We start from the raw sequence: 25,909 nt of genomic DNA, 5'->3' as shown, positions 1-25,909 counted from the left end.
TGGAGGCAAGATGAACGAAGAAAACAAAAAACTGACGCAAGCGCGAAACGCGGTGATTTACTGCCGCGTTTCCTCGACCAAACAGCGGCTCGAAGGCAGCGGCCTTGAGAGTCAAGAGCAGCGTTGCCGCGCCTATGCAGATGACAAGGGCTACACTGTCGAAGCGGTGTTCCCAGATGATGTCAGCGGCGGCGGCGATTTCATGAAGCGCCCCGGCATGGTGGCACTGCTCAGCTACTTGGATGCGCAAAAGGGCAAGCCGTACGTCGTCATATTCGATGATCTCAAGCGCTTTGCTCGCGATACGGAGTTTCACCTAAAGCTCCGGCGCGAGTTTTCGCAGCGCGGTGCGACTATCGAATGCCTCAATTTCCGCTTCGAGGATACGCCGGAAGGCAATTCATCGAAACGGTGATTGCTGCGCAAGGTGAGCTTGAGCGCGAACAAAACCGCCGTCAGGTGGTCCAGAAGATGAAGTCCAGAGTCGAAAGCGGTTTCTGGGTCTTCCGCGCACCGGTCGGCTATCGATACGAGCCAGCGACGTCAGGCGGGGGCAAGGTGCTCGTGCCAGATGAGCCTTTGGCCGCAGTGCTACGCAAGGCGCTTGAGGGCTATGCCAGCGGTCACTTTGCATCGCAGGCGGAAGTTCAGCGGTATCTTGAACGCGATCCGCACTTCCCGAAGGACCTGAAAGACGGGACGCTGCGCCCCATGACAGTTACGCGGCTATTGAAGAAGGTCGTTTATGCCGGATATGTCGAGGCCCCGAAGTGGGACGTGAGCCTGCGCAAGGGTCAGCACGAAGGGCTAATCAGCTTCGAGACCTATCAGCAGATTCAGGACAACCTTGAAGGACGCAAACGCGCCCCTGCGGCACGCAAGGACTTTAACGAAGACTTCCCGCTACGGGGCTTCGTGCTCTGCGATTGCTGCGGCAACGCCATGACCGGAGCCTAGTCGAAAGGTTGCCGGAAGCATTACGCCTATTACCGTTGCGAGACGCGGGGCTGTGAGGCCAAGAGCAAATCGGTTCCACGGGCCAAATTGGAAGATGGGTTCGCGGAGATCATGAAGAGCCTGCAGCCGGTGCCCGCGCTATTCAAGGTGGCCAAGGCCATGCTGTGCGATGCGTGGGACATGCGCCTTGCCGAAGCGCAGAACACGAAGTCCGCTTTGCTTAAGCAACTCAAGGAAACGGAGCGGCAGATCGAGAACCTGCTGGACAGGATCGTAGATGCTGCAAACCCGTCCGTGGTCGGTGCCTAAGAAACACGGATAGAAAGGCTGGAACGGCAAAAGATCGTGCTGAGCGAACGAGCGGATAATACGGTGCCACCGAAGGGACGGCTGGAGGGTTGCATTGAACTCGCCCTGAAATTCTTGGCAAGCCCTTGGGGTATATACTAAAATGGCGACTATGTGATGCGCCAAACAGTCCTTAGATTGGCGTTCTCAAGGCCGCTCAGATACGATCAAAATGGGGTGTATGGAACTCCCGAATTTTCCTTCCCTTTCAGGGCATTAGAGGGAAAATCAGGGTCAAAGAGCGAGATGGTGCTGCTGGAGAGAATTGAACTCTCGACCTCTCCCTTACCAAGGGAGTGCTCTACCTCTGAGCTACAGCAGCATCGTGCGCGGGTCATTAGCTTCTATCAGACAAAGGCGCAAGGGCAATCTGGACGCTTTTTCGCCGCTGCGATAGACAGGGCCATGGCAGAGAAAACAACCGACGGCGCGCGGCAGAAAACCGGTGCGAAACAGGCGGGTTCCCGCGAGGAACGGCTGAAGGCGGCGCTCAAGGCCAACCTTGGACGCCGCAAGGCCCAGGCGCGGGCGCGGCGGACTGGAACGGAAACGGGCAGGAAAGAGGACTGAACACGCATGGATTCGATTCTGGTGACCGGCAACGGTCCGCTGTCCGGGCGCATTCCGATCGCAGGCGCCAAGAATGCCTGCCTGACGCTGATGCCGGCCACCCTGCTGTCGGACCAGCCGCTGACGCTGACCAACGCGCCGCGGCTGTCGGATATCCGCACCATGACCACGCTGCTGCAATCGCTGGGCGCCGAGGTGAGCAGCCTGCAGGACGGCCAGGTGCTCACGATGTCGAGCCACGACCTGGACAACCTGACCGCCGATTATGACATCGTGCGCAAGATGCGCGCCTCGATCCTGGTGCTGGGACCGATGCTGGCGCGGCATGGCCAGGCGATCGTGTCCCTGCCCGGCGGCTGCGCCATCGGCGCGCGGCCGGTGGACCTGCACCTGCGGGCGCTCGAAGCGATGGGCGCCGAGATGGACCTGCGCGACGGCTATGTGCATGCCAAGGCCCCGAACGGCCTGAAGGGCGGCCGCTTTGCCTTTCCCTTCGTGTCGGTCGGCGCCACCGAAAACGCGCTGATGGCGGCGACGCTGGCGCGTGGGACCACGGTGCTGGAAAACGTGGCGCGCGAACCGGAAATCGTCGACCTTGCCCGCTGCCTGCGCGCGATGGGGGCGCAGATCGACGGCGACGGCACCGACACCATCACCGTTCAGGGCGTGGATCAGCTGGGCGGCGCCACCCACCCCGTCGTGACCGACCGGATCGAACTGGGCACCTACATGCTCGCCCCCGCGATCTGCGGCGGCAAGGTCGAGCTGCTGGGCGGCCGCCGCGACCTGGTCGGCGCCTTCTGCGACAAGCTGGAAGAGGCCGATATCGACGTGACCGAAACCGCCGACGGGCTGACGGTTTCACGCCGCAACAACGTAGTGCGGGCGGTGAATGTCACCACCGAGCCCTTCCCCGGGTTTCCCACCGATCTGCAGGCGCAGATGATGGCGCTGCTATGCACCGCCAGCGGCACCAGCGTGCTGGAGGAAACCATCTTCGAGAACCGGTTCATGCATGCCCCCGAACTGATCCGCATGGGCGCCCGCATCGAGGTGCATGGCGGCACCGCCACGGTAACCGGCGTCGACTGCCTCAAGGGGGCGCCGGTCATGGCCACGGATCTGCGCGCCTCGGTGTCGCTGATCCTGGCGGGGCTGGCCGCTGAAGGTGAAACGCGGGTCAGCCGGGTCTATCATCTGGATCGCGGATATGAACATGTTGTGCGCAAGCTTTCGGGCGTCGGCGCGAAAATCGAACGGATCAAGGAAGAATGAGCAGGGACGCGACATTCCAGGAGGGCGGCGAAACACCGCTCAATCTCGGCGCACTGGACGCCGATGATCTGCAGGTGGTCTCTGCCCTGACCCAGGACGCGGTGTTTCCGATCACGGAAATAGGCTGGAAACCCGGCCAGCACCGCTTTGCGCTGCTGCTGAACCGGTTTCGCTGGGAGGACCGCGCCGCCGCCGCGGCCCGTGGCCGCGCCCCCGAACGGGTGCAGGCGGTGCTCAGCGTGAACAATGTGCTGGGCGTCGCGTCGCAGGGCGTGGACCGCAGCGACAGGGATGTCGTCCTGTCGCTGTTGTCGATCGGGTTCGAACCGGGCGAGGATGCCGCCGGGCATATCCTGCTGACGCTGGCAGGCGATGGGGCGCTGCGGCTGGCCGTCGAGGCGCTGGACGTGACCCTGCGCGATGTCACCCGCCCCTACCTGGCGCCGTCGCGGCAGGTGCCCGAACACCCGGAATAGGCGGGAACGGTCCGCGGCGCGCCCTGCCCCGGACCTGTCTGGACCCGTCCGGCCACGTTCCCGAACAAACCCCGCCGAGCCCGCCGTGCCGCTGGCGGCTTGAGCCCCGGCACCCGCACCGCTATGCCGGGCACCGACAACCAAGCGAGGATGCCATGCCGGTCTTTCTGGACAGCGCCGCCCCCGATTTCGAAACCGCCTTTGCCAGCCTGCTGGGCGCAAAGCGCGAAGATGCACCGGACGTGGACGACACCGTGGCGGCGATCATCGCCGACGTGCGCGCGCGCGGCGATGCGGCCGTGATCGAACTGACCGCGCGTTTCGACGGGCTCGATCTGACCGCCGACCGCCTGGCCTTTTCGGCCGGAGACATCGCGCGGGCGGTCGATGACGTGTCGGACGAGGACCGGGCCGCGCTCGAACTGGCCGCGGCGCGCATCCGCGCCTATCACAAACGCCAGATGCCCGCCGACGAGAGCTGGACCGACGACACCGGCGCCATGCTGGGCTGGCGCTGGACGCCGGTTTCGGCGGCGGGTCTCTATGTGCCGGGCGGGCTGGCCTCCTACCCGTCATCGGTGCTGATGAACGCGATCCCGGCCAAGGTGGCGGGCGTCGGGCGGCTGGCCATCGCGGTGCCGACGCCGCGGGGCGAAGTCAACCCGCTGGTGCTGCTCGCCGCCCGCCTGGCCGGCGTGGACGAGATCTACCGCATCGGCGGCGCGCAGGCGATCGCGGCGCTCGCCTATGGCACCGCGACCATCGCGCCGGTGGACAAGATCACCGGGCCGGGCAACGCCTATGTGGCCGCCGCGAAACGGCGGGTGTTCGGCAAGGTGGGCATCGACATGATCGCCGGGCCGTCCGAGATCCTGGTCATCGCGGATGCCGACAACGACCCGGACTGGATCGCGCTCGACCTGCTCAGCCAGGCCGAACATGACGAAAGCGCCCAGTCGATCCTGATCAGCGACGACGCCGGGTTCGGGCGCGCGGTGGCGCGGGCCGTCGATGCCCGGCTCGAAACGCTCGACCGGGCCGCCATCGCCGGGGCCAGCTGGCGGGATTTCGGCGCAATCGTCACCGTCCGCGACCTCGACGAGGCGGCGCGGCTGTCGAACCGCATCGCGCCGGAACACCTGGAGCTTTGTGTGGCGGACCCCGAAACGCTGGCCGGCAAATGCACCCATGCCGGGGCGATATTCCTGGGCCAGTGGACGCCCGAGGCGATCGGCGACTATGTGGGCGGGCCGAACCATGTGCTACCCACCGCCCGGTCGGCCCGGTTCTCGTCGGGCCTGTCGGTGATGGATTTTCTCAAGCGCACGACGCTGGCGAGGATGACACCGCAGGCGCTGCGTGCTATCGGGCCCGCGGCGGAACGGCTGGCCAGATCCGAAAGCCTGATGGCGCATGGACAGTCGGTGACCGCGCGACTGGACAAACTGAACGGGTAAGAGCTCATGTCGCATATCGCAAACATCGCGCTCGACGATGCGGGCCTGCCCCCGCCCACGCCCGAGATCGAACAGGAACGGCGGGTTGCGATCTTCGACCTGCTCGAAGACAACCGGTTCGAGCTGCCCGGCCGCGATGACCGGCCCGCCCCCGCCGGTCCCTACAATTTGGCGCTGTCCATACGCGACAAGCGGCTGGTGTTCGACGTGGCCACCGCCGACGACCGCAAGGCCGCCGAGTTCCACCTGTCGCTTGGCCCGTTCCGCCAGGTGGTCAAGGATTACTTCCAGATCTGCGAAAGCTATTTCGAGGCGGTCAAGAAGCTGCCCCCGCACCAGATCGAGACCATCGACATGGCACGCCGCGGCATTCACAACGAAGGCAGCCGCGTGCTGAAGGAAAGGCTCGAAGGCAAGGTCGAGCTGGATGAAGACACGGCCCGGCGCCTGTTCACCCTGATCTGCGTCCTGCATTTCGGAGGCTGACCCGTGAAGCCCCTGCCGCAGTCGGTTCTGTTCTGCTGCGACCACAACGCGGTCCGGTCGCCCATGGCCGAGGGCATCATGAAGAAATTCTACGGCACCGACACCTATGTCCAGTCGGTCGGGGTGCATAACGACATGGAAATCGACGGGTTTTCCATCGCCGTCTGCCAGGAGATCGACGTGGAACTGTCCCGCCACCGGTCGCGCTCTTTCGACGAGATGGAGCAATGGGGCGATGATCTCTCCTCGTTCGACCTGGTGGTCGCGCTGTCCCCGGCCAGCCAGCGCCGGGCGCTGGAACTGACGCGGTATTTCCATCTCGATGTCGAATACTGGCCGATTCTCGACCCCACCGGGCTGGGCGAATCGCGTCAGGACAAGCTGGCCAGCTACCGGCAGGCACGCGACCAGATCGTCAGCAAGCTCAGGGAACGCTGGGGCGAACCGACCGAAACTGGACAGCAGCCGCAATGACCGGCACCGGTCGCGCCCGCGCGCCACGGACCGGTCCGGCGTTCCGCGACATGGCCCTGCCCGTTGGGAGACCGCATTGATCATCGCCACCGCCGCCTACCCGCTGGACCGCCTGCAAAGCTGGGCGCACTACGAGGACAAGATCGCCACCTGGGTGGAGGACGCCGTATCGAACCGGGCGGACCTGCTGGTTTTCCCCGAATATGGCGCGATGGAACTGGCGTCGCTTGCGGGCGCGGACGTGGCGGGCGATCTCGAGGCATCGCTGCATGCGGTATCCGACCGGCTGGCCGATGCCGACGCGCTGCACGCGCGGCTGGCCGCCGATCATCGCGTGCATATCCTCGCCGCCTCGGCGCCGGCCGCCGCCACGCCCCGCCCTGTCAACCGCGCGCGGCTGTTCACGCCCGGCGGCGGCATCGGCGTGCAGGACAAGCAGATCATGACCCGGTTCGAGCGCGAGGACTGGCACATCGCCCCCGGCGGGCCGCTGACGCTGTTTGACACCGCCCTGGGCAAAATCGGCATCCTGATCTGCTACGATGCCGAGTTTCCGCTGCTGGGCCGGGCCCTGGCCGAGGCCGACGTGATTCTCGTGCCCTCCTGCACCGAGGCGCTGGCGGGCTATTGGCGGGTGCGGGTCGGCGCGATGGCGCGGGCGCTGGAAACCCAGTGCGTGACCGCCATGGCCTCGGTTGTCGGCGATGCCGCATGGCTGCCCGCGGTCGAGGCCGGCGTCGGCGCGGGCGGCGTGTTCGGCCCGCCGGACACAGGTTTCCCGCCCACCGGGGTGCTGGCCGAAGGGGCGCTGAACAGGCCCGGCTGGACCTTTGCCGAGATCGACCCGGCCGCCATCGCCCATGTGCGCCGCGACGGTGTCGTGCTGAACCGCGACCACTGGTCCGAGCAGGAAACGCGGCTCGAATCGGTCACAACCCTGCGTCTTGGCTGAATTGAACCCTTGAATCCTGATGGTTTTGGGCGCATCTAGCGACTGCGGCCCGCCTTTCAGCGGGCTTTCAGTGATGGAGACAACATGGCCAAGGAAGATACGCTCGAATTTCCCGGTGTCGTGAAGGAACTCCTGCCCAATGCGACATTTCGGGTCGAGCTTGAGAACGGCCATGAGATCATCGCGCACACGGCAGGCAAGATGCGCAAGAATCGCATCCGTGTTCTGGCCGGCGACCGGGTTCAGGTGGAAATGACCCCCTATGATCTGACCAAGGGTCGGATCAACTATCGTTTCAAGTAACGCCGGTCACATGGCGTTCATTCTCGGATCGGGCAGCCAGAGACGGCTGGACCTGCTGGGTCAGATTGGCCTGACGCCCGATGCGATTCTGCCCCCCGACATCGACGAAACCCCGCGACAGGGCGAATTGCCACGCCCCTATTGCACCCGTATCGCCCGCGAAAAGGCGCAGGCGGTCGCCGCCGGTGCCGATGACGTGGTGCTGTGCGCGGATACGACCGTGGCGCTGGGGCGGCGCATCCTGGGCAAACCCGCCGATGCCGGCGAGGCGGCAGAGTTCCTGCTGGCCCTGTCGGGACGGCGGCACCGGGTCTTCACCGCTGTCGCGGTGCGGCGCGGCGACCGGATATGGGAACGCGTGGTGGAAAGCCGGGTCAGGATGAAACGGCTGTCGGACACGGAACTGAACGCCTATCTCGCCAGCGACGACTGGCGCGGCAAGGCGGGCGCCTATGCGATCCAGGGGCCGGCGGGGGTCTTCATTCCGTGGATCAGCGGCAGTTTCACCGGCATTGTCGGCCTGCCGCTGGCGGAAACCGCGACGCTGTTGCAGGCGGCGGGCCTGCAATCCCGCGAGGCCGCGGCATGAAGGGGCGTTCCATCCTGCTCGACCATCTGGGTGGCCGCGAGGCGGCGGCTCTGGTGGTGGATGGGCGGCTCGACGATCTGCTGGTCGCCGGTGACGCCCCTGCCCCCGGCACCATCTATCGCGCCCGCGCCGACCGGCCGGTGAAAGGTCAGGGCGGCATGTTCGTGACCACGCCCGACGGGTCCGCTTTCCTGCGCCAGGTCAAGGGGCTCGCGCCCGGGGCCACGCTGCTGGTGCAGGTGTCGGGCTATGCCGAACCGGGCAAGGCGATGCCGGTCACCCAGAAGCTGCTGTTCAAGAGCCGCCACGCCATCGTCACCCCCGACGCGCCGGGGCTGAACATCTCGCGGCGCATCCGCGATGAGGACGAACGCGACCGGCTGCTCGAAATCGCGCATGAAACCATGGGCGACAGCGGTCACGGGCTGATCCTGCGATCCTCCTGCGAGGGCGCGGATGGCGATGCCATTGCCGCCGATATCGCCGACATGGCCGAGCTGGCGGCACGGGTGATGGGCGATGCGGGGGAAACCCCCGAAATGCTGATCGAGGGCGACGGCCCCCACGCGCTGGCCTGGCGCGAATGGGCAGAGCCGGCCGATATCGACCGCGCTCCGGGCTGTTTCGACGATCACGGCGTGCTGGATGCGATCGACGCGGCACGGGATCCGCGCGAAGCCCTGCCGGGCGGCGGGCATCTGTTCATCGAACCCACCCGCGCGCTGGTGGCCGTGGACGTGAATACCGGTGCCGACACATCGCTGGCGGCGGGGCTGAAGGCCAACATGGCGCTGACGCGCGCCCTGCCCCGCGCCCTGCGCCTGCGCGGCCTCGGCGGGCAGATCACGCTCGACCTGGCGCCGATGCCCAAGAAGGACCGGCGCGGGTTCGAAACCGCGCTGCGTGCCGCGCTGCGCGCCGACCCGATCGACACGGTGCTGGCGGGCTGGACACCGCTGGGCCATTTCGAGCTGCAGCGCAAACGCGACCGGGTGCCGTTGTCGGAAACCGCCGCATGAGCTGTCCGATCTGCAGCAAACCGACCCGCAGGGACTGGCGGCCATTCTGTTCGAAGCGCTGCGCCGACCTGGATCTGGGCCGCTGGCTGAACGGCGGCTATACCCTGCCCGACACCGATATCGACGCCGCCGACCAGACCCCGCCTGAACCCGGGCCCGACGACACCCGTCACTGACCGCGACCGGATTCCTCTAGTCGGCCCCGGTCCGTTGAGGCGGCCCTGCGCGGACCGCCTGATTGCGCGGCTGCACTGTCCCGGTGAGGATCTCCACCAATGTCGGATCCTCGGGCGCGACCCCGGTCGAGAGAACCTCGGCGTCGTTCAGCATGGCGATCAGGGCGGGCGAGCTCGCGACCACGAAATGCGATGACTCGGCCTCTTCCACAAAGGCGCTGGTATCGATCACCTCGATCGGCAGACCGGCCAGGTCGCCGGTGTTGCCGATGCTGCCCAGCCGTTGCCGGTCGGCAGTGCCCCGGATCCGCCCCGAGATATTCAGCGCCCTGTCCTTCGGGCTGGCGAAAATGACGAAAGGCTGCGGAAGGTCCCGGATCGCGGCCACCTGTTTGCGAAACAGCTCGACATCGATATCCGGGGAAATCAGCACGACGCCCGCCAGGTTGCGCCTGGACCAACCCGGCTGCCTGATCTCGATCTGGCGCAGGGTTTCCATCGTCAGGGCGCTGCCCAGCGAATGCGCCACCACCACCACGCGCCGCGCGCGCGACGAGCTGACGACGCGCAACAGCTGCTCCAGCCCGTCACGGGCGAACATCATGCTGTCGATGTCATAGGCATAGCCCAGCGCGCGGCCCCGGCTGGGCCAGGAATAGATCATCATCGCGCCGGCCAGGTTCATGTCTTGTGCCATCTGCGCCGACCGGAACGCGGCCTCGGACTGGGTGTAGTTGAAGCCATGAACGAACACGACCACCTCGCTTTCGGACGCGGCCCGCCCGGCGAGATGGCGGTTCAGCCGGGCGAGGAAATCCTGCTGCGAGGCAAAGGCGTGCCGGCCCGCCATGGTGAACTCGGTCGTGGCATCGGGGGTTCGCCCGCCGAACCTGAGCTCGCCCGGCCTGTGCGTGGGCGGCACCGAAACCGTGAGTTCGAGATACTGGACCTCATGCGACCGGTCGAACCGGAAATACCCGTCCGCGTCCCGTTCGCGTGTCGTCGCGCTGAACACAGTCTGCGGTGTCCCGACCGCCAGCGCATCGGGCACGGTCGGCGTGTATCGCTTGGAGGCGCAGGCCGGCAACACCGCCAGTGCCGCCAGCGCGATCCACAGCTTTTTCATCCGGCCGCCTCCGAACCGTTTTCGCCGACTGCCACGGACGGCCCCGCCGCGCCTAGAGAACGTAGCGGCTCAGGTCCGACGAACGGGTCAGTTCGCCCAGGTTGGCCTCGACGAATGCCGCGTCGACCACCACCGCCTCGCCAGACCGGTCCGGCGCGGAAAAGGACAGTTCCTCGAACACGCGCTCCATCACCGTGTAGAGCCGCCGCGCACCGATGTTTTCCACCGACTGGTTCACGTCGGCGGCGATCCTGGCCAGCGCCGCGATCCCATCATCGGTAAAGCTCACCACGACCTCCTCGGTCCCCATGAGCGCGGTGTATTGCAGGGTCAGCGCGTTGTCGGTCTCGGTCAGGATGCGCACGAAATCGCCTTCGGTCAGCGGCCGCAATTCGACGCGGATCGGCAGGCGCCCCTGCAGTTCCGGCAACAGGTCGCTGGGCTTGGCGATGTGAAACGCGCCGCTGGCGATGAACAGGATATGGTCGGTCTTGACCGGCCCGTGCTTGGTGGACACGGTCGTGCCCTCGATCAGCGGCAGCAGGTCGCGCTGCACCCCTTCGCGGGACACGTCGCCGCCACGCGCATCGCTGCGGGCGCAGACCTTGTCGATTTCATCGAGGAACACGATGCCGTTCTGCTCGACCGCCTCCAGCGCGGTGCGGGTCACGGTTTCGTCGTCCAGCAGCTTGTCGGCCTCTTCGGAAATCAGCACCTCGTAGCTGTCGGCCACCGTCATCTTGCGCCGCACCGTGCGCCCGCCGAACGCCTTGCCGAAGATGTCGCCGAGGTTCATCATCCCCATGTTCGACCCCGGCTGTCCCGGAATTTCCATCATCGACAGCGGGTTCGAACTGTCGGCGACATCCAGCTCGATCACGGTGCCGTCCAGTTCGCCCGACTTCAGCTTCTTGCGGAACATCTCGCGGGTCGCCTCGCGCGCATCGTCGCCGGCGATGGCCGCGATCACCCGGTCCTCGGCCGCCTGATGGGCGTTGGCCCTGACCTCGTCGCGCATGTATTCGCGCGTCTGCAGGATCGCCGCATCGACCAGATCGCGCACGATCTGTTCGACATCGCGGCCGACATAGCCGACCTCGGTGAACTTGGTCGCCTCGACCTTGATGAACGGCGCCCGCGCCAGCTTGGCCAGGCGGCGGCTGATCTCGGTCTTGCCGACGCCGGTGGGGCCGATCATCAGGATGTTCTTGGGATAGACTTCGTCGCGCAGATCGTCGGCCAGCTGCTTGCGACGCCAGCGATTGCGCAGCGCCACTGCAACGGCACGCTTGGCGTCCTTCTGGCCGATGATGAACCGGTCCAGTTCGCTGACGATTTCGCGGGGGGTCAGGTCGGTCATTTGGTGATCTTCTCCACCGTCAGGTTGCCATTGGTGTAAACGCAGATATCGGCCGCGATCGCCATCGCGTCGCGGGCCACCTGTTCGGCGCTGCGGTCGCTGTCCATCATGCCGCGCGCGGCGGCGAGGGCAAAGTTGCCGCCCGACCCGATCGCGGCCACGTCATGTTCCGGCTCCAGCACGTCGCCCGCGCCGGTGATGACGAAGATCTCGGCCCCGTCCGACACGATCAGCATCGCCTCGAGCTTTTGCAGATACTTGTCGGTGCGCCAGTCCTTGGCCAGTTCGACGCTGGCGCGGGCAAGCTGGCCGGGCGTCGCCTCCAGCTTGGCCTCGAGCCGTTCCAGCAGGGTAAAGGCATCCGCGGTCGATCCGGCAAAGCCCGCGACCACCTCGAACCCGCCGGGCGACAGGCGGCGCACCTTGCGGGCGGTGCCCTTGATCACGGTCTGACCCAGCGACACCTGCCCGTCACCGGCGATCACCACCTCGCCGCCCTTGCGGACGCCGATGATCGTGGTGCCATGCCAGCCGGGGAATTCGCTCTCGCTCATGCGCCTCTCCTTCGTTCTCGCGCCTATATGGAGCCGACACGCCGGGGACTCAAGGGCATGGCTTGCACCCGCCGCACCCGGCTCCTAGCTTGGCGCCCATGGCCGAACCGCGCATTCTCCGCATCCACCTCGACGACGGGCTGCGCGCCAGCGCGCGGGCCGGGCAGCACAATTTCATCAACAAGCTGGCGCGGGTGGCGCAAGCGGCCGGATATCGCGTCGAATACCGCCCCGATACCATCGCCGAACGGATGAAAAGCGCAGCACGGCGGGGGTTTGCGCTGTTCCACATGGCCGACCCGCCGCATGACCGCGCCCTGTGTTTCCGGCGCGTCTATCACTATCCGTTCTGGGCGATCGAACGCAGCGGGCGGCGCTGGGACTGGCATGTCGCCCGCAGCCGGTTCGACCCGGCCGACCGGGCGCCCGACGCGGACCGGTTCTGCCGGTTCTGGCGCCGGCGCCTGTTCGGTGAGGCAACCGGGGCGGCGCAGCCGGGCGATTTCATCTATGTGCCGCTGCAGGGGCGGCTGCTGCGGCACCGGTCGTTCCAGTCCTGCGCGCCGATCGACATGCTGCGGGCGGTGCTGGACCATGACGACCGGCCCGTGATCGCGACGCTGCATCCCGGCGAGCGCTACACCACCGCCGAACTCGACGCCCTCGATACGCTCGCCCGCGCCCACCCACGGCTGGACCTGCGCTGGGGCGGCATGGAGCCGTTGCTGGCCGGGTGCCATCATGTGGTGACGCAGAATTCGGCGGTCGCCTTCAACGGCTATTTTTTCGCCAGGCCGGCGGTGCTGTTCGCGCGGGTCGATTTTCACCACATCGCCGCCAACGTGCATGACCTGGGCGTTCGGCGCGCGCTGGAAACCGGACCGGGCATGACCCCCGATTATGCCGGGTATCTGCACTGGTTCTGGCAGCGCATGTCGATCAATGCGGGCAATGACCGGGCACCGGACCGGATCGCCGCGGCGCTGGCGCGCGGCGGCCTGCCGATGGCCCCGCCATGACATGCAAAGGGCGCCCGAAAGGCGCCCGATGACCGTTCCGCGCTGGCGCGGGCTCAGATCGCTTCGTCGATCCAGCTTTGCAGCGCGGCCTTGGGGGCCGCACCGGCGCGGTTCGACACGACCTCACCGTTCTTGAAGACGAACAGTGCCGGGATGCCGCGCACGCCCAGCCCCGCGGCGGTGTTGGGGTTGTTGTCCACGTCGACCTTGGCGATTTTCACGCGCCCCTGGTATTCGACGGCCAGTTCTTCCAGCGCGGGGCCGATCTGCTTGCAGGGGCCGCACCATTCGGCCCAGAAATCCACCACGACGGGGATATCGGAGTTGCGCACTTCGGCGTCGAACGTGGCGTCGGTGACGGCGACGGTGGACATGGTCTTGCTCCTGAACAGGTATCTCTGGCGAGTGAACCTAGGTACCCCCACCGCCATCGTCAAGGCGCGACGCACGCGACAGCGCCGCGGACACGAGATCGTGCGGCAGCGGCATCAGATGCGCGGTGCGCGTCCACAGGATCGCGGTGTCGACAACCCGGTCGGGCCAGACCTGCGCCAGCGCCGCCGCATAGGCGCCCATCTGCCGCAACAGACCCTCGGGACATGCCTCGGCGCGGGCGGGAACCGTCGCGTTGGTCTTGAAATCCACCGCCAGCACGCGCTCGGGCGAGACCAGCAGCCGGTCGATCTGCCCGTGAACCCGCGCCGCGCCGACCGGGGCGCTCACCGCCACCTCGGCCAGCGCATCCGCCGCGAACAGCCCGGCGAGGTCGGGCGCATCCAGCACCCCCGCGGCCTCGGCCAGCAGGGCCGCGCGTTCCGGGTCCGGCCAGTCCGGCAGCAGCACCGCCGCGCGGCGGGCGCGGTCCCCGGCCGGCAATCCGGGCAGATGTTCGAGCAACATGTGCAGCGCGGTCCCGCGCCGCATGGCCGCATCTTCGTCCAGGCCATCGCCGCCGGGCAGCGCCTTTTCCCCGCCCAGGTCCGATGGCGTCAGGGTCGGCACCGCCATGACCGGAGCCGGCGCGGGGCGCGTCAGGCACTCGGGAAGCACCGGCTCGGGCGGCACATCGGCGGTCTCGGCCGTGACCGGCAGTCCGGACCAGTCCCCCTCGGCCAGCCGCAGCCCGTCGCCGCCCTCGAACGGGACCGCTTCGGCCCCCGCCTGCGTCATGGCATCGCGGATCATGGTGAACCAGCACTCCGCGTCCTCCTTGAAATCGCCCGCCGCCGCGACGATCAGCCATTTCTCGGCCCGCGTCATCGCGACGTAGAGCAGCCGCAGCCGTTCCTGTTCCTGCCGCGCCTGCACGCCGGCATCCGCCTCGGCCATCAGCGCGGGCATCTCGGCCTGCGCCACCCGCCACAGCGGTGTATCGCCGGTCATCACGATGCCGGCGCCGGGCGGTTTGCGGCGCGGAGCGGTGTCGGGCAGGATCACGATCGGCGCTTCGAGCCCCTTGGCCCCGTGCACGGTCATCACCCGGATCAGATCGCCCCCGCTGTCCACCTGGCGCTTGATCTCGAGGTCGTCGGTTTCCATCCAGGTCAGAAATCCGGTCAGGCCCGGGATCTCGGTCCGCTCATAGGCCAGCGCCTGCCCCAGCAGCGCGTTGATCCCGTCCTCGGCCTCGGGCCCCAGCCGCGCCAGCAGTTTCCGGCGGCCGTCATGGCGGGTCAGGATGCGTTCGATCAGGTCGTAGGGACGCAGGAAATCGACGGCATCGCGCAGGTCCCGCAACATGGCGATCTCGGCCGCAAACTCGGCCTCGCGATCCCGCAGCGCCCGCCACAGGAACCGTGTTTCGCGCCGATGCGCCAGGTCGAACAAGGCCTGTTCCGACCAGCCGAACAGCGGCGATTTCAGTGCCTCGGCCAGCGACAGGCTGTCCTCGGGCGTGGCCAGGAACCGCAGCAGCGCCGCCAGGTCCTTCACCGCCAGTTCCGCGCCCACCTTCAGCCGGTCGGCCCCGGCGATGGGCAGCCCGCCCGCCTTGCAGGCGCGGATGATCTCGGCAAACAGGTCGGACCGGCGCTGGACCAGGATCAGGAAATCCCCCGCCCGCACCTTGCGGCGGCGGAACTGGCCCGGCCCGGCCCCGTCGACAGGAATGGTCTCGGTTCCGATCATGTTCGCGATCGCCCGCGCGATCCGATTGGCCAGCACCACGTCGTGGTGGTGTTCGCTGCGGCGGTCCACCGGGTCGGCCCAGTGCCCGTCATCGCCATCGTCGGATTTCGGCACCACCGGCCACAGATCGACCCGCCCCGGCAGATCGGATTTGAACGCGCGATGCAGCCCGTCGGCGCCAAAACCCGCGCTGTCGCACCCCTCGAACACGAGATCCACCAGCCGCAGGATCGCCCCGGCCGAGCGGAAGGAATATTCCAGCGTCAGGCTTTCCAGCGGCTTGCCCGCATCACCCAGCCGCTGGCCGAACTCGGCCTGCATCCGGTCGAACTCGGCCGGGTCCGCGCCCTGAAAGGAATAGATCGACTGCTTGCGGTCGCCGACCACGAAGATGGTGCGCGCATCCGCGTCGCGCGTGCCCTCGCCGCTGGCAAACTCCTGCGCCAGGCGTTCGATCACCTGCCACTGCGCGGGGCTGGTATCCTGCGCCTCGTCGACCAGGATATGGTCGATCCCGCCATCGAGCCGGTAGAGCACCCAGGCCGCCACCGCCGGATCGCTCAGCAGGCGCCGCGCGCCCAGGATCAGGTCGTCGAAATCGAGCAACCCGCGCCGCTGCTTGCGGCGTGCGTATTCCGGCAGGAAATCGGCGGCGAACGCATGCAGCGCCGCCGATTTCCGCGCCGCCGCCAGCGCCAGCCGCCGCTGCCGGGCGGTCTCGACCCGCCCCATCAACGATTCCAGCGCCGGCATCTGCGCCGCCAGCGCCCCTTCGCGCAGGGCCTTGGTGGGAAAGCTGCTGATCTTGGCGGTAAAGGGCTCCCTGGCCGAGGCCCCGGTCAGGAACGCGCCCTCGAACGCGGTCAGCGCGTCGACCGACGGAACCACCAGCCCGGCCAGCTTTTCGGCCGCCTTGGCGTTGTTGCCGCCGCTGTCGCGCAGGACCGGCAGAATGGTGGCGAGCAGCCCGGTCTCGCCGCCCAGGAACACATCGGACAGCAGCGCGGTGTCGTCATAGCCGGCGGGCAGGCCGAACAGCGCCTGCAGGTCCGCTTCGCCCATCGGTCGGGCATCGAACGCGGCCCGGCGGGCGGCAACCGCACCGGCGATGCGGTCGAAATCCATGTCCGACAGGTGCCGCGCCAGCCCGTCGATCAGCCCCGCGCGGGGCCCGTCCGCGAAATCCTCGACGATCTCGGCGCGCAGCAGCGCGGCGGCGCGGTCCTCCATCTCGGTGAATTGCGGGCTCACCCCCGCCTCGAGCGGGAACCGCCGCAGCAGCGCCGCGCAAAACGAATGAATGGTCTGGATCTTCAGCCCGCCGGGCGTTTCGATCGCCCGCGCGAACAGCGTCCGGGCGGCCCGCAGCGCGGTGGCATCCGTTGCCCCGTCGGCGCCAAGATCCTGCAACTGGCCCGCCAGGTCGTCATCGGACATCATCGCCCAGGCGCCCAGCCGCCGGAACAGCCGGTTCTGCATCTCGCTGGCCGCGGCCTTGGTATAGGTCAGGCACAGGATGTTCTGCGGCTCGGTGCCATTCAGCAACAGCCGCGCGACCCGGTCGGTCAGCACCCGCGTCTTGCCCGACCCGGCATTGGCCGACAACCAGGTGGACACGTCCGGCCGCGCCGCCTGCACCTGCCGTTCGGTGGCGTCATCGCGCGGTGTTTCGGTGGCGTCATCGCGCGGTGTCATGTCAGATCCTCCGGGGTCGCATCGACGGCGCGATCCCATTCGCCGAACCGTGCCAGGTGGTCATAGCTGCCGCGATCCTTATCGCTGAACAGCATCCGGCGCGAGGTATAGCCCTGTTCGGGGTCGAGATAGCGGGCGATCAGCCGGGTGAAATCGGCGCGGATCCCGGCCACGGGTTCCTCGTCCAGCGGCGCGTGGCGGATCGCGCCCTTTCCCGACAGCCCGACAAAACTGGCGCCCGCGACATGGGCCGGGGCGAACCCATCATAGCCCCCGTCCTCGGCGATCAGCGCACAGAGCAGAAGCTGCTTGTCGAACTGCACCTGCTGCTTTTCGGAGGGCACCTGCCCGGTCTTGTAGTCATAGATCCACAGCGCGCCGCGGTCATCGCGGTCGATCCGGTCGGCACGCCCGGTCAGGGTAAAGGCCGGCGCGGACAATTCCAGCCTGCCATCGGTTTCGAACCCGGTCGGACGGGCAATGGCCTGCCGGCCGGTCTCATCGCGCACGAAAGCACCGGCAATCCGCTCCAGCCGCGCCAGCCACAACCGCCTGGTCGCGGCCCAGGGCACGTTCTGTTCGAGCCCGTCATGGCACAGTTGCAGAAAGGTCTCGCGCGACAACAGCGCCGGGTCGTCCAGCGTCGCCCTGACAAAGCGGTCCAGCACGTCATGCACGACGATGCCGCGCAACCGCGCGTCGGGCGCGTCGGTCAGCGGGTCGAGCGGGGTCAGCTTCAGGACATGCCGGGCATAGATGGCATAGGGGTCGCGGATCAGCGTCTTGATCTCGGTCACCGACAGTCGGCGGGGCCGCGCGGCGACCGGCGGGCGTGGCGACGGGCGCGGGGCCGCGGCGATCCGGGGAGCGGCGTCGAGCCTGTCGGCATGGCGCAACCAGATCGCGCCGCGTTCCCGCATGGCCGCCAGCGCGGCGCGCCCGCCCGCATCGGGCAGCCCGTCCAGCAGGTTGGTCAGCCGGTTCAGCCAGCGCGACGGCACCGTCTCGGCGTCCTCGGAACGTTTCGCACGGGTCAGCCAGACCTCGGGCGCGGCCACCGCCTGTTCGAAATCATGCGCCGAAAGACCGATCCGGCGTTCCGGCAGCAGCAGGCCCGCGCGGTGGCGCATCGCCCGGTTCAGCCAGGGATCGGGAGGCGGCGCCTCGGGCCAGCTGCCTTCGTTCAACCCGCCGAGGATCAGCAGGTCCGCCCCCATGACCCGCGCCTCCATCGTGCCCCAGATCATGATGTCCGGATGCGGCGCATCGCGGTCGCGCACCTCGCCACCGGCCAGCAGGTTGCCCAGCAGGTCGGCAAAATCCCCGGCCCGCATGTCGCCGCCATGGCCGGCGGCGGCCCCCAGGTCGTCGAGCACCGCCCGCGCCGCCTGCCCCGCATTGCGGTCCCACAGCCCGCCGCTGCCGTCGCCGGCGCTGCCCCCGGCCACGGCCTCGGCCACCGAACAGAGCCGTGCCGTCCAGTCCGCCAGCGGGTGGATGCCATCGTCGGCCAGGCCGCAGAGACACCGGTCCAGCCAGTCGATCCAGGCCGCGAGCACCGCATCGGGGTATTTCGCCGCAAAGCTGCGCAGGCTGGCGGTATCCGGATATGGCACGCCCTTGCGGCGCAGGTGCAGTTCCAGGTCGCGGGTGTGGCGCAGGTGGTCGCCGCGTCCCGCGCCCGAATGGCAGAGCGGATGCTTGAGCAGCGCCAGCAGCCGGTCGGCGGTGAGCCGCTGGCGGAACAGGTCCGCGACCTGCCGCAGGAACCGGCCCGGCGGCGACAGTTGCAGCGGCAGCCCGGCGCTGTCGTCCGGTTCGATCCGCCAGCGATCCAGCGCCGCGGCCACCTGCCGGGTCAGCATCCGGTCGGGCGTGATCAGCGCGGCGCGGCGGCCGGTCTCGGCGGCCTCGCGCAGCCGCGCCGCGATGGCCAGCGCCTCGGTCCGGGGGCTGGGCGCCTCGAGCAGCGTCAGCCCGGCGGTGGCCGCGCCGATCCCGTCCAGCCGCGGCCCCTCGGACAGCCAGGCATCGGTCACCGGCGCGGGCCGCAGCGCCAGCGATACCAGCCGGTTGCGCTCGGCGCTGGGTGGCGCGGCATCGTGCCAGCGCCGGATGTCGCGCGGGGCCATGCCCAGCGCGGCGGTCAGCGCCCGGAACCGGTATTGCGGATGATCCTCGGCCAGCAGCGCGTCACCCATGCCGTCCCAGACCTCGTCCGGCATCTCGAAATCGAAGCCCGGCAGGACGACCGCGCCCTGCGGCAGCCGCGCCACCGCCTGCATCAGCAGTTGCGTGGTGCCGCGCGACCCGGTCGAGCCGGCCAGGATGACCGGGTGCGCCGGCGGATCGTCCCGCCAGCGGTCAACCAGCGTTTCGACCACCTGGCGCTGCCGCGCCGCCGGGTCGGGGCTGTCCGCGCCCGCCCCGGTGAACCGTTCGGCAATGTCGAAAAACGCCTGCACACGGTCCCAGTGGCCCGACAGGTCCGACACGTCCAGCGCGCGGATCGCCTCGGCGCGCACGCCTTCGCCCTGCATCTCGTCCATCAGCGCCGCCAGGCTGTCGGCCAGGTCGAACCGCGACGACTGCGCCGCCAGATCCGGCTGCGCCTCGAGCAGGCGCGCGATCAGCTGCGCCAGTTCCAGCCGCCGCTGCAAGGACGGCCGCGCGGGCGGCAGGCCGGTCGCGCCAAAGACGGCTTCGGGATCGGTGACATCGCAGAGCCGCGGCAACAATCGGGCCGGTCCCGCGTCGAACAGCATCCGCAGCCGCCGCGCCATTCGCCGGGTGTTGACGATCAGCACCACCCGCGCCAGCGCCTCGGGCGGCGCACCGTCGAGCCGCGCCAACAACCCGTCGATCAGCGCGCGCGGGAAATCGACGCCGGGCGGCACCGCGAACAGGCGCGGCGCGGGATCGGTTTCAAACATTGGGTTCCTCCAGCAGCGCTTCGGCCATCGCGATCCCCTCGGGGCGCCCGACATCGCACCACATGCCCGGATATTCGAGCAGATACAGCCGTTGCGCTCCGATCATCCGGTCCCAGAGCAGGTTGAGCGAAAACACCCGGTCGGCAATATCCGCCAGCCCCTCGGTGCGCAGGATCTGCGCGCCGCCATAGATCAGGCCCGACCCGCGCCGGGCGCGGCCGCCGTCGTCGATGTCGAAATCGCCCCCGCCCCGGCGGCCCCGCGCCCGGTCGGGCGGCACGCCGAGCAGCAGCGCGTCCATCCGCGCCGGATCCCATGCCTCGCGCAGCAGCCGCAGGGGGTTGGGACCGCGCCAGATCACATCGGGGTTCAACGTGAAAACAGGGCCGGTGCCCAGCAGCGGCAGCGCCGCCTTCAGCCCGCCGCCGGTATCGAGGATCTCGCCCGGCTCGGGTGACGCAGTCACGCCGCGCGCGGCCAGATGCGCCTCCATCCTGTCGGCCCGGTAATGGGTATTGGCGACGATGCGGCGCGGCGCGACATCCCGGACCAGCGCCAGCGCGTGATCAAAGAGCGGCTTGCCCGCGACCTCGATCAGCGGCTTGGGGCACTCGCGGGTCAGCGCCCCCATCCGGGTCCCGAACCCGGCGGCAAAGATCATCACGGCATCGGGCCCGTCGGTCATCGCGGTTTCAGCCTGTCCAGATTGGCCGGGGTCGGTTCGGGCAGCAAAGCGGCCAGATCGTCGCGCACCGGGGCCAGCGCCTCGTGGCGCAGCCCGTGCATCACATGGCCGTGGACGCGCGGCATGAACGCGAGATAGCGGGTCTTGCCATGATCGCGGGCCAGCCGGGCAAACACGCCGAGGATGCGCAGGCTGCGCTGGACACCCAGCAGCGCATAGGCGGTGCGGAACCCCGCAGCATCGCCCCCCGCGCCCCGGACATAGCGGTCGATGCAGGATCGTTCGATCGCGGCCGGGATATCGCGGCGGGCGTCCTGCAACAGCGACACCAGATCATAGGCCGCATGGCCGGTCACCGCATCCTGGAAATCCAGCAGCCCAACCCGCGCGACGCCATCGCGTTCGGGCAGCCACAGCAGGTTCTCGGCATGATAGTCACGCAGGATCAGAACCGGGTCGCCGCCGATGGTCCCGGCAAAGATGCGCCCGAGCCGGGCCACCAGCGCGTCGATCGCGGCCTCCGGCGGCGGGCCGGCCAGCGCCGCGCCGTAGCAGTCAAAGGCGATCCGGGTCATCTCTGCCAGCACCGGCGGTGTCAGCCGCGCCAGGTCGGGCGCGGGGTGGCGGTGCAGGTGCAACAGCAGGTCGGTGGCCGCCTCGTAGAGCGGCGCTTCGCGGGCCGCATCGGCCGCGATCACGCGGGCGAACAGGTCGTCGCCCAGGTCTTCGAGCAGCAGGAACCCCTGCGCCGCATCCTGCGCCAGAATGCGCGGCGCGCTCAGGCCCCAGCCGCGCAGCAACCCGGCGATCCGGACAAAGGGGCGCACGTCCTCGCCCCGGCCGGGCGGCGCATCCATCAGCACGGCGCGGGTGCCGCCGGGGCCGGTGAGGCGTTCGTAGCGCCGGTTCGACGCATCGCCGGCCAGCGGGTCGCGGGCGCAACCGGCCCAATCGGTGCGCGACAAGAAACGGTCGGCCAGGCGGCCACGCTCGGTCATACGGTCAGACATACTGTCAGTCATGGCGCAGACGCTCCAGCCTGGCCTTCCATTTCGGATCCCGCCACCGCAGCCGGGCGTGGCGGGCATCCTCGTCGCCGCTGTCCGGGTCCAGCCGCAGGGTCAGCGCATTATCCGGGACCAGCGGTCCCAGCCGGTCGGGCCACTCGATCAGGCAAATCGCGGTGTCGAACGCCTCGGACAGGCCCAGTTCGTCGATCTCGTCCGGGCCGCCCAACCGATAGAGATCCGCGTGCCAGATCTCGCCCGCCCGCGTGTGGTAGGTCTGCACCAGCGTGAAGGTGGGCGACGGCACATCCTCGGGGATCTCCTGCAACGACCGGATCAGCGCGCGGGCCAGAAACGACTTTCCCGCCCCCACCGGACCGTCGAGCAGCACGGTATCGCCCGCCGCCAGCACCCCGCCCAGCGCATGGGCGAACCGGGTGGTGTCATCGGGAGAGCCAAGTGCAAGGGTCAGGCCGGGCGCGGTCGTGGTCATGGCGCCACAATGGCCCCGGCATCGGCGGGCCGCAAGCCGGTTCGCGCCCGCCTCAGGTCAACACCGGGGCGGGTTCGCCATCGCCCTGATCCGGCAGGTCCGGGGCAGGCGCGGCCACCTCGGACACACGAAAGCTGACCATGGTCGCGCCGCCGGGAACCGGATAGACCGAACAGGTCAGGTTCGTGCCGTCACGCATGGTCACCGGCGCCCACCATTCGGCCCGGTTTTCCGAACTGGCCACGAAATCGCGCAGGTCGCCCCAGGCGGGGGTCGCCTCGCACAGCGACTGCCACAGGCGGGTCGCGTCCAGGATCGACGTCTGCGCAAAGCTCTTGTCCGGGTCGGCCTTCCACAACCGCCCATAGGCGGCATTGGACAGCGTCAGGTTGCCATCCGTCGCGAACACGGCGATCGCGTCATCGAGCCGATCCAGGATCGACTGGCCGAGTTCGAGATCCGAACGGAACCGGCGGGTCAGCGTGACCTCGGCGGTGATATCCTCGAACAGAAAGGCCACCGCGCCGTCGGGATGCGGCCGACCAGTGACCGAATAGACCGACCCGGACGGCAGCGACCAGGTTTCCTGGTAGCGCCCGTCCGATGCCGCGGCGACCAGATCCGCCATCTGGTGCCGCCAGCTGCCGTAATTCTTGGGTTCGGGCATCATCCGGTTGTCGCGCAACCGGTCGAAAAAGGACAGCAAAGTCGGCCGCGGGCTGAGGAATTCGGCCGGCAGCCCGGTCAGGTCGACCAGCGCCGGGTTGAACAGGACCAACTGGCGGTTGCGATCGAAGATCGCCAGCCCGATCGACAGCTGCGCGAATGTCTTGGCGAGGGTCTGGACGAAATTGCGCTGCGCCTGTTCCGCCTCGATCACCGCGTTGACATCGGTGGCATAGGTCAACGCGCCGTCACCGCGTTCGATTTCGAACAGGTCGAACCAGAGCTTGCGGCCGGTGCCACGGACCGGAACCGAGTGGCGGGTGCCGGCCTGGCGGCGGTCATCGCCGGAGAGGTCGAACAGGGTGGTATCCGGATCGGGATCGCGGCCATGCACCCCGGCAAAGAGGCGCGCATAGGCCGCGTTATGCCACGCCACCCGCCCGGCGCGGTCCGTCCACCAGATCGGGTGCGGGGCATCCTCGACCACCGCGCGCAGCCGGTCCAGTTCGCAGGTGCCCGCGCCGTCGGCGGCATCGGGGCCGGGGTCGGGATCGGGCCGGAGCGTCGCCCGCACCACGCCGCCGATCCATTCGCAGCCAAGCGTCATCGCCGGCCCCGGTCCCGAGGCGGCCATGGTCAGCGAACCGGCGCGGCGCAGGTCGGCGGGATCGTCCGGCAGGTCGGGGAACCGGGTGGCCAGACCGGCGCGGAACTCGGCCCAGTCACCGACCCGTCCCGCCATCGCGCGATCCGCCGCCGCCGATGCCTCGATCAGCTCGGCGCCGTCGAACAGCCATACCGCCTCGTCCGCCAGCACCGGCGCGGGACGGGCGACCGGGCGCGGCGACAGCGCGGCAAAGGCCACGGCCGCCGTCATCAGGCAGATAGCGGCCACCGCCAGCCATTCCCAAAGCACAAGATCCTGCATCGGGCGATCCCATTGCACGTTCCATCGTCACAATGCCGCCCAAAGGGTTAACGATATCTTAACGAAGGCACGGGTCTCACATCCCGATCCGCTGGTTCCGGCCGGGCGGCACCACGTTGGCGCCATGCTGCGCATCCAGGCTGTCGCGCGGCCAGGTGACCTCGACCACCGCGCCGCTGCGGTCGCCGGTGCCGTTGGCAAAGGTCAGCTCGGCCCCGGTCCGCTCCAGCAGGGTCTTGGCGATGAACAGGCCCAGCCCCATGCCTTCGTATTCGGGCCGGACGCGCCGCTCGCCCTCGCCGCGCCGCCGCCGCACGAAAGGATCGCCGATCCGGCCGATCAGCTGGGTCGGAAAACCGCGCCCGTCATCCATGATCCGCACAGAAATCGTGGCGTCTCCCCAGGCGGATTCGACCCAGACATTCGCCTGCGAGAAATCGACCGCGTTCTGGATCAGGTTGCGCAGGCCGTGAATCACCTCGGGCTTGCGCAGGATCGACGGCTGCGGCCCGCCCGATGCGGCGTTTTCTTCGAAACGGATCGCCTTGCCGCGATCCGCATGCGGTTCGGCGGCTTCGGCCAGGACGGCGCTCAGCGGCGCCTGGCGCAGGTGCAGGTCATCCTTTCCGGCCCGCCCCATGTCACGCAGGATGTCGCGGCAGCGGTCCGCCTGCTCGCGGATCAGCTCGGCATCCTCGCGCAGGTCGGGCCGGTCCTCCAGCTCTTCCACCAGTTCGCCCGAGGCCAGCTTGATCGTCGCCAGCGGCGTGCCCATCTCATGCGCCGCCGCCGCCACCACCCCGCCGAGATCGGTCAGCTTCTGTTCACGCGCCAGCGCCATCTGCGTCGCCGTCAGCGCGTCGGACATCGACTGCATCTCGATGCTCAGCCGCCGCGTGTAGGAGCCGATGAACACGGTGGCGATGATGATCGCGGCCCACATGCCGAACACGAACACGTCGGGAATGCGCAGGATGAACCCCTGTTCGGTGCGCAGCGGAACGTGAAACTCGGCCAGCAGGGTGACGAGGATGATCGCCGTACCGCCGATGATCAGCGTCGACCGCAGCCCCATAACCGTGGACGAAATCGTCACCGGCCCCAGCAGCAGCAACGCGAACGGGTTGTGCAGACCGCCGGTCAGATACAGCAGGAACGACAGCTGCAGCAGGTCGAACAGGACCATCAGGAAATACTCGCTTTCCGTCAGGCGCTTGTTTTCCGGGAACACCGAGATCGCGATCAGGTTGCCGATCACCGACACCCCCACTGCCATGTAGCACAGCCCCAGGTCGAGCTGCAGGTGATACATGCGCTGCGCCACGATGAGCGCGGTGAGCTGGCCGCAGATCGCCACCCAGCGCAGCAGGATCAGCGTGCGCAGGCGTATCCAGCTGCCGCGGGCTTCGCCGTGGATCGGACTGATATCGGTATCGGGCATGGATCAACCTGCCGGTTGCAACGGTTGTTCAAACTGATAGGGGTGCGGGCGCAATCGATCAACCGCCGCGCCCCGCGATCCCTGGCCGGGACGCGCCGGTGCCAGGACCGGAGACCCGCCATGAACCGCACCTATGCCATTGCTGCCGCCGCGGCCGTTGCCGCCCTGCTGGGCGGGCTTTACCTCTCGTCGCTGCGTTCCGGCGGCGACGACCGCTTTGCCGACTGCCGCACCGCGCAGGTGGCCGGCGGCTCGAACCAGATCGGCGGCCCGTTCGAACTGGTGAACGATCGCGGCGAAACGGTGACCGATGCCGATGTCATCACCGGGCCGACGCTGATCTATTTCGGCTATACCTTCTGCCCCGATGTCTGCCCGCTGGACACGGCGCGCAACGCCGAGGCAGTGGACATCCTGGAAAGCCGCGGCAAGACGGTCACGCCGGTCTTCATCTCGATCGACCCCCGCCGCGACACGCCCGAAGTCGTGGGCGAGTTCGCCGCCAACCTGCATGACCGGATGATCGGGCTGACCGGGTCGCCCGAACAGGTCAAGGCCGCCTCGACCGCCTACAAGACCTATTACAAGGCGCATGAGGCCGAGGATGAATTCTACCTCGTCGATCATTCGACCTTCACCTACCTGGTCGCGCCGGGCGAAGGGCTGCTCGAGTTCTTTCGCCGCGATGTCGGCGCCGAGGAAATGGCCGATACCGTCGGCTGCTTCGTCGACAAGCTGTAACGCGTTCGTTTGACCTCGCAGCGTCAGCCGTTAAGACTGTTTCGACGCGAGG

27 protein-coding genes and 1 tRNA gene are annotated in these 25,909 nt (G+C 68.3%); 16 read left to right on the top strand and 12 right to left on the bottom strand.

Annotation, left to right across the window (positions count from 1 at the left end; genetic code table 11):
* Nucleotides 1–10: 10 nt before the first annotated feature.
* The 3 genes from C6Y53_RS14635 (at nt 11) to C6Y53_RS14625 (ending at nt 1,266) form a co-directional block, all read left to right on the top strand.
* Nucleotides 11–415, top strand: coding sequence for a recombinase family protein (locus C6Y53_RS14635; RefSeq protein ID WP_106473100.1), 405 nt, complete (start codon nt 11–13; stop codon nt 413–415).
* Nucleotides 361–957: a recombinase family protein gene (locus C6Y53_RS14630; RefSeq protein ID WP_211299397.1), complete on the top strand. Its 597-nt coding sequence runs from the start codon at nt 361–363 to the stop codon at nt 955–957. Before C6Y53_RS14635 ends, C6Y53_RS14630 begins: the two co-directional genes overlap by 55 nt.
* Before the next feature lie 111 nt (nt 958–1,068).
* Nucleotides 1,069–1,266: a hypothetical protein gene (locus tag C6Y53_RS14625; protein WP_149615532.1), complete on the top strand. Its 198-nt coding sequence runs from the start codon at nt 1,069–1,071 to the stop codon at nt 1,264–1,266.
* Between the two features lie 286 nt (nt 1,267–1,552).
* Here C6Y53_RS14625 and C6Y53_RS14620 read toward each other — a convergent pair.
* Nucleotides 1,553–1,627, bottom strand: a tRNA-Thr gene (locus C6Y53_RS14620).
* A gap of 83 nt (nt 1,628–1,710) precedes the next feature.
* On the opposite strand from C6Y53_RS14620, the gene C6Y53_RS21045 reads away from it, so the two are divergent.
* The 11 genes from C6Y53_RS21045 (at nt 1,711) to C6Y53_RS14570 (ending at nt 9,082) form a co-directional block, all read left to right on the top strand.
* Entirely contained in the window at nt 1,711–1,875 is a 165-nt protein-coding gene (locus tag C6Y53_RS21045; RefSeq protein WP_211299396.1) for a hypothetical protein, read from the top strand.
* A 6-nt stretch (nt 1,876–1,881) separates the two neighbouring features.
* The gene (gene murA, locus C6Y53_RS14615) at nt 1,882–3,150 is read left to right on the top strand and encodes a UDP-N-acetylglucosamine 1-carboxyvinyltransferase (RefSeq protein WP_106473097.1); all 1,269 of its coding nucleotides are present in this window, start codon (nt 1,882–1,884) and stop codon (nt 3,148–3,150) included.
* On the top strand, nt 3,147–3,626 hold the full coding sequence (locus C6Y53_RS14610; RefSeq protein WP_106473096.1) for a DUF2948 family protein: 480 nt from the start codon (nt 3,147–3,149) through the stop codon (nt 3,624–3,626). Before murA ends, C6Y53_RS14610 begins: the two co-directional genes overlap by 4 nt.
* Nucleotides 3,627–3,781: 155 nt before the next feature.
* Nucleotides 3,782–5,083 (top strand): histidinol dehydrogenase, encoded by a 1,302-nt coding sequence (gene hisD / locus C6Y53_RS14605; RefSeq protein WP_106473095.1) that lies wholly within the window; start codon nt 3,782–3,784, stop codon nt 5,081–5,083.
* A 6-nt stretch (nt 5,084–5,089) separates the two neighbouring features.
* The gene (locus tag C6Y53_RS14600; RefSeq protein ID WP_106473094.1) at nt 5,090–5,569 is read left to right on the top strand and encodes a UPF0262 family protein; all 480 of its coding nucleotides are present in this window, start codon (nt 5,090–5,092) and stop codon (nt 5,567–5,569) included.
* Nucleotides 5,570–5,572: 3 nt separating this feature from the next.
* Entirely contained in the window at nt 5,573–6,043 is a 471-nt protein-coding gene (locus C6Y53_RS14595) for an arsenate-mycothiol transferase ArsC (RefSeq protein ID WP_106473093.1), read from the top strand.
* Between the two features lie 76 nt (nt 6,044–6,119).
* Nucleotides 6,120–6,995, top strand: coding sequence for a carbon-nitrogen hydrolase family protein (locus tag C6Y53_RS14590; protein ID WP_106473092.1), 876 nt, complete (start codon nt 6,120–6,122; stop codon nt 6,993–6,995).
* Nucleotides 6,996–7,079: 84 nt separating this feature from the next.
* On the top strand, nt 7,080–7,298 hold the full coding sequence (infA, locus tag C6Y53_RS14585) for a translation initiation factor IF-1 (RefSeq protein WP_005620785.1): 219 nt from the start codon (nt 7,080–7,082) through the stop codon (nt 7,296–7,298).
* 10 nt (nt 7,299–7,308) lie between these two features.
* Nucleotides 7,309–7,887 (top strand): Maf family protein, encoded by a 579-nt coding sequence (locus C6Y53_RS14580; protein ID WP_106473091.1) that lies wholly within the window; start codon nt 7,309–7,311, stop codon nt 7,885–7,887.
* Nucleotides 7,884–8,906, top strand: a complete 1,023-nt coding sequence (locus C6Y53_RS14575; RefSeq protein WP_106473090.1) for a ribonuclease E/G — start codon at nt 7,884–7,886, stop codon at nt 8,904–8,906. The genes C6Y53_RS14580 and C6Y53_RS14575 overlap by 4 nt, the downstream gene beginning before the upstream one ends.
* Nucleotides 8,903–9,082, top strand: coding sequence for a DNA gyrase inhibitor YacG (locus C6Y53_RS14570; protein WP_106473089.1), 180 nt, complete (start codon nt 8,903–8,905; stop codon nt 9,080–9,082). Before C6Y53_RS14575 ends, C6Y53_RS14570 begins: the two co-directional genes overlap by 4 nt.
* 16 nt (nt 9,083–9,098) lie before the next feature.
* On the opposite strand, the gene C6Y53_RS14565 is transcribed toward C6Y53_RS14570, so the two are convergent.
* Genes C6Y53_RS14565 through hslV form a run of 3 tightly spaced genes read right to left on the bottom strand, consistent with a single transcriptional unit; the run spans nt 9,099 to nt 12,122 of the window.
* Nucleotides 9,099–10,208 (bottom strand): alpha/beta hydrolase, encoded by a 1,110-nt coding sequence (locus C6Y53_RS14565; RefSeq protein WP_106473088.1) that lies wholly within the window; start codon nt 10,206–10,208, stop codon nt 9,099–9,101.
* A 52-nt stretch (nt 10,209–10,260) separates the two neighbouring features.
* Entirely contained in the window at nt 10,261–11,568 is a 1,308-nt protein-coding gene (hslU, locus tag C6Y53_RS14560; RefSeq protein WP_106473087.1) for an ATP-dependent protease ATPase subunit HslU, read from the bottom strand.
* Complete coding sequence (hslV, locus tag C6Y53_RS14555; protein ID WP_106473086.1) at nt 11,565–12,122, bottom strand: ATP-dependent protease subunit HslV; 558 nt, start codon at nt 12,120–12,122, stop codon at nt 11,565–11,567. Before hslV ends, hslU begins: the two co-directional genes overlap by 4 nt.
* A gap of 98 nt (nt 12,123–12,220) precedes the next feature.
* On the opposite strand from hslV, the gene C6Y53_RS14550 reads away from it, so the two are divergent.
* The gene (locus tag C6Y53_RS14550) at nt 12,221–13,141 is read left to right on the top strand and encodes a hypothetical protein (protein WP_106473085.1); all 921 of its coding nucleotides are present in this window, start codon (nt 12,221–12,223) and stop codon (nt 13,139–13,141) included.
* Nucleotides 13,142–13,194: 53 nt separating this feature from the next.
* Here the strand turns inward: C6Y53_RS14550 and trxA are convergent, their stop codons facing one another.
* The 8 genes from trxA to regB all read right to left on the bottom strand — a co-directional run bounded on the left by trxA (nt 13,195) and on the right by regB (nt 25,116).
* The gene (gene trxA, locus C6Y53_RS14545) at nt 13,195–13,515 is read right to left on the bottom strand and encodes a thioredoxin (protein ID WP_106473084.1); all 321 of its coding nucleotides are present in this window, start codon (nt 13,513–13,515) and stop codon (nt 13,195–13,197) included.
* A 37-nt stretch (nt 13,516–13,552) separates the two neighbouring features.
* Entirely contained in the window at nt 13,553–16,963 is a 3,411-nt protein-coding gene (gene addA, locus C6Y53_RS14540; RefSeq protein WP_106473083.1) for a double-strand break repair helicase AddA, read from the bottom strand.
* Nucleotides 16,960–19,896, bottom strand: coding sequence for a double-strand break repair protein AddB (addB, locus tag C6Y53_RS14535; RefSeq protein WP_106473082.1), 2,937 nt, complete (start codon nt 19,894–19,896; stop codon nt 16,960–16,962). Before addB ends, addA begins: the two co-directional genes overlap by 4 nt.
* A complete protein-coding gene (locus tag C6Y53_RS14530; protein WP_211299395.1) occupies nt 19,889–20,581 on the bottom strand; it encodes a nucleotidyltransferase family protein in 693 nt (230 codons plus the stop codon). The genes addB and C6Y53_RS14530 overlap by 8 nt, the downstream gene beginning before the upstream one ends.
* Nucleotides 20,578–21,579, bottom strand: coding sequence for an aminoglycoside phosphotransferase family protein (locus C6Y53_RS14525; protein ID WP_106473081.1), 1,002 nt, complete (start codon nt 21,577–21,579; stop codon nt 20,578–20,580). Before C6Y53_RS14525 ends, C6Y53_RS14530 begins: the two co-directional genes overlap by 4 nt.
* Before the next feature lie 16 nt (nt 21,580–21,595).
* A complete protein-coding gene (tsaE, locus tag C6Y53_RS14520; RefSeq protein ID WP_106473080.1) occupies nt 21,596–22,081 on the bottom strand; it encodes a tRNA (adenosine(37)-N6)-threonylcarbamoyltransferase complex ATPase subunit type 1 TsaE in 486 nt (161 codons plus the stop codon).
* Between the two features lie 52 nt (nt 22,082–22,133).
* Complete coding sequence (locus C6Y53_RS14515; RefSeq protein ID WP_106473079.1) at nt 22,134–23,675, bottom strand: PAS-domain containing protein; 1,542 nt, start codon at nt 23,673–23,675, stop codon at nt 22,134–22,136.
* Nucleotides 23,676–23,751: 76 nt separating this feature from the next.
* Complete coding sequence (gene regB, locus C6Y53_RS14510) at nt 23,752–25,116, bottom strand: sensor histidine kinase RegB (RefSeq protein WP_106473078.1); 1,365 nt, start codon at nt 25,114–25,116, stop codon at nt 23,752–23,754.
* Between the two features lie 120 nt (nt 25,117–25,236).
* On the opposite strand from regB, the gene C6Y53_RS14505 reads away from it, so the two are divergent.
* Nucleotides 25,237–25,857, top strand: coding sequence for an SCO family protein (locus C6Y53_RS14505; RefSeq protein ID WP_106474127.1), 621 nt, complete (start codon nt 25,237–25,239; stop codon nt 25,855–25,857).
* The last annotated feature ends 52 nt before the right edge of the window (nt 25,858–25,909 follow it).

Source organism: Pukyongiella litopenaei (assembly GCF_003008555.2).
Lineage (GTDB): Bacteria > Pseudomonadota > Alphaproteobacteria > Rhodobacterales > Rhodobacteraceae > Pukyongiella > Pukyongiella litopenaei.
Note: the sequence above shows the minus strand (reverse complement) of the source record. Positions and strands in the feature narration are given on the sequence as shown.

Bases quoted from the DNA above. Each gene is read 5' to 3' on its own strand.
- C6Y53_RS14635 (WP_106473100.1), top strand. From the start codon at position 11: ATGAACGAAGAAAACAAAAAACTGACGCAAGCGCGAAACGCGGTGATT.
- C6Y53_RS14630 (WP_211299397.1), top strand. From the start codon at position 361: ATGCCTCAATTTCCGCTTCGAGGATACGCCGGAAGGCAATTCATCGAA.
- C6Y53_RS14625 (WP_149615532.1), top strand. From the start codon at position 1,069: ATGAAGAGCCTGCAGCCGGTGCCCGCGCTATTCAAGGTGGCCAAGGCC.
- C6Y53_RS21045 (WP_211299396.1), top strand. From the start codon at position 1,711: ATGGCAGAGAAAACAACCGACGGCGCGCGGCAGAAAACCGGTGCGAAA.
- murA (WP_106473097.1), top strand. From the start codon at position 1,882: ATGGATTCGATTCTGGTGACCGGCAACGGTCCGCTGTCCGGGCGCATT.
- C6Y53_RS14610 (WP_106473096.1), top strand. From the start codon at position 3,147: ATGAGCAGGGACGCGACATTCCAGGAGGGCGGCGAAACACCGCTCAAT.
- hisD (WP_106473095.1), top strand. From the start codon at position 3,782: ATGCCGGTCTTTCTGGACAGCGCCGCCCCCGATTTCGAAACCGCCTTT.
- C6Y53_RS14600 (WP_106473094.1), top strand. From the start codon at position 5,090: ATGTCGCATATCGCAAACATCGCGCTCGACGATGCGGGCCTGCCCCCG.
- infA (WP_005620785.1), top strand. From the start codon at position 7,080: ATGGCCAAGGAAGATACGCTCGAATTTCCCGGTGTCGTGAAGGAACTC.
- C6Y53_RS14580 (WP_106473091.1), top strand. From the start codon at position 7,309: ATGGCGTTCATTCTCGGATCGGGCAGCCAGAGACGGCTGGACCTGCTG.
- C6Y53_RS14575 (WP_106473090.1), top strand. From the start codon at position 7,884: ATGAAGGGGCGTTCCATCCTGCTCGACCATCTGGGTGGCCGCGAGGCG.
- C6Y53_RS14570 (WP_106473089.1), top strand. From the start codon at position 8,903: ATGAGCTGTCCGATCTGCAGCAAACCGACCCGCAGGGACTGGCGGCCA.
- C6Y53_RS14565 (WP_106473088.1), bottom strand. From the start codon at position 10,208: ATGAAAAAGCTGTGGATCGCGCTGGCGGCACTGGCGGTGTTGCCGGCC.
- hslU (WP_106473087.1), bottom strand. From the start codon at position 11,568: ATGACCGACCTGACCCCCCGCGAAATCGTCAGCGAACTGGACCGGTTC.
- hslV (WP_106473086.1), bottom strand. From the start codon at position 12,122: ATGAGCGAGAGCGAATTCCCCGGCTGGCATGGCACCACGATCATCGGC.
- C6Y53_RS14550 (WP_106473085.1), top strand. From the start codon at position 12,221: ATGGCCGAACCGCGCATTCTCCGCATCCACCTCGACGACGGGCTGCGC.
- trxA (WP_106473084.1), bottom strand. From the start codon at position 13,515: ATGTCCACCGTCGCCGTCACCGACGCCACGTTCGACGCCGAAGTGCGC.
- addA (WP_106473083.1), bottom strand. From the start codon at position 16,963: ATGACACCGCGCGATGACGCCACCGAAACACCGCGCGATGACGCCACC.
- addB (WP_106473082.1), bottom strand. From the start codon at position 19,896: ATGTTTGAAACCGATCCCGCGCCGCGCCTGTTCGCGGTGCCGCCCGGC.
- C6Y53_RS14530 (WP_211299395.1), bottom strand. From the start codon at position 20,581: ATGACCGACGGGCCCGATGCCGTGATGATCTTTGCCGCCGGGTTCGGG.
- C6Y53_RS14525 (WP_106473081.1), bottom strand. From the start codon at position 21,579: ATGACCGAGCGTGGCCGCCTGGCCGACCGTTTCTTGTCGCGCACCGAT.
- tsaE (WP_106473080.1), bottom strand. From the start codon at position 22,081: ATGACCACGACCGCGCCCGGCCTGACCCTTGCACTTGGCTCTCCCGAT.
- C6Y53_RS14515 (WP_106473079.1), bottom strand. From the start codon at position 23,675: ATGCAGGATCTTGTGCTTTGGGAATGGCTGGCGGTGGCCGCTATCTGC.
- regB (WP_106473078.1), bottom strand. From the start codon at position 25,116: ATGCCCGATACCGATATCAGTCCGATCCACGGCGAAGCCCGCGGCAGC.
- C6Y53_RS14505 (WP_106474127.1), top strand. From the start codon at position 25,237: ATGAACCGCACCTATGCCATTGCTGCCGCCGCGGCCGTTGCCGCCCTG.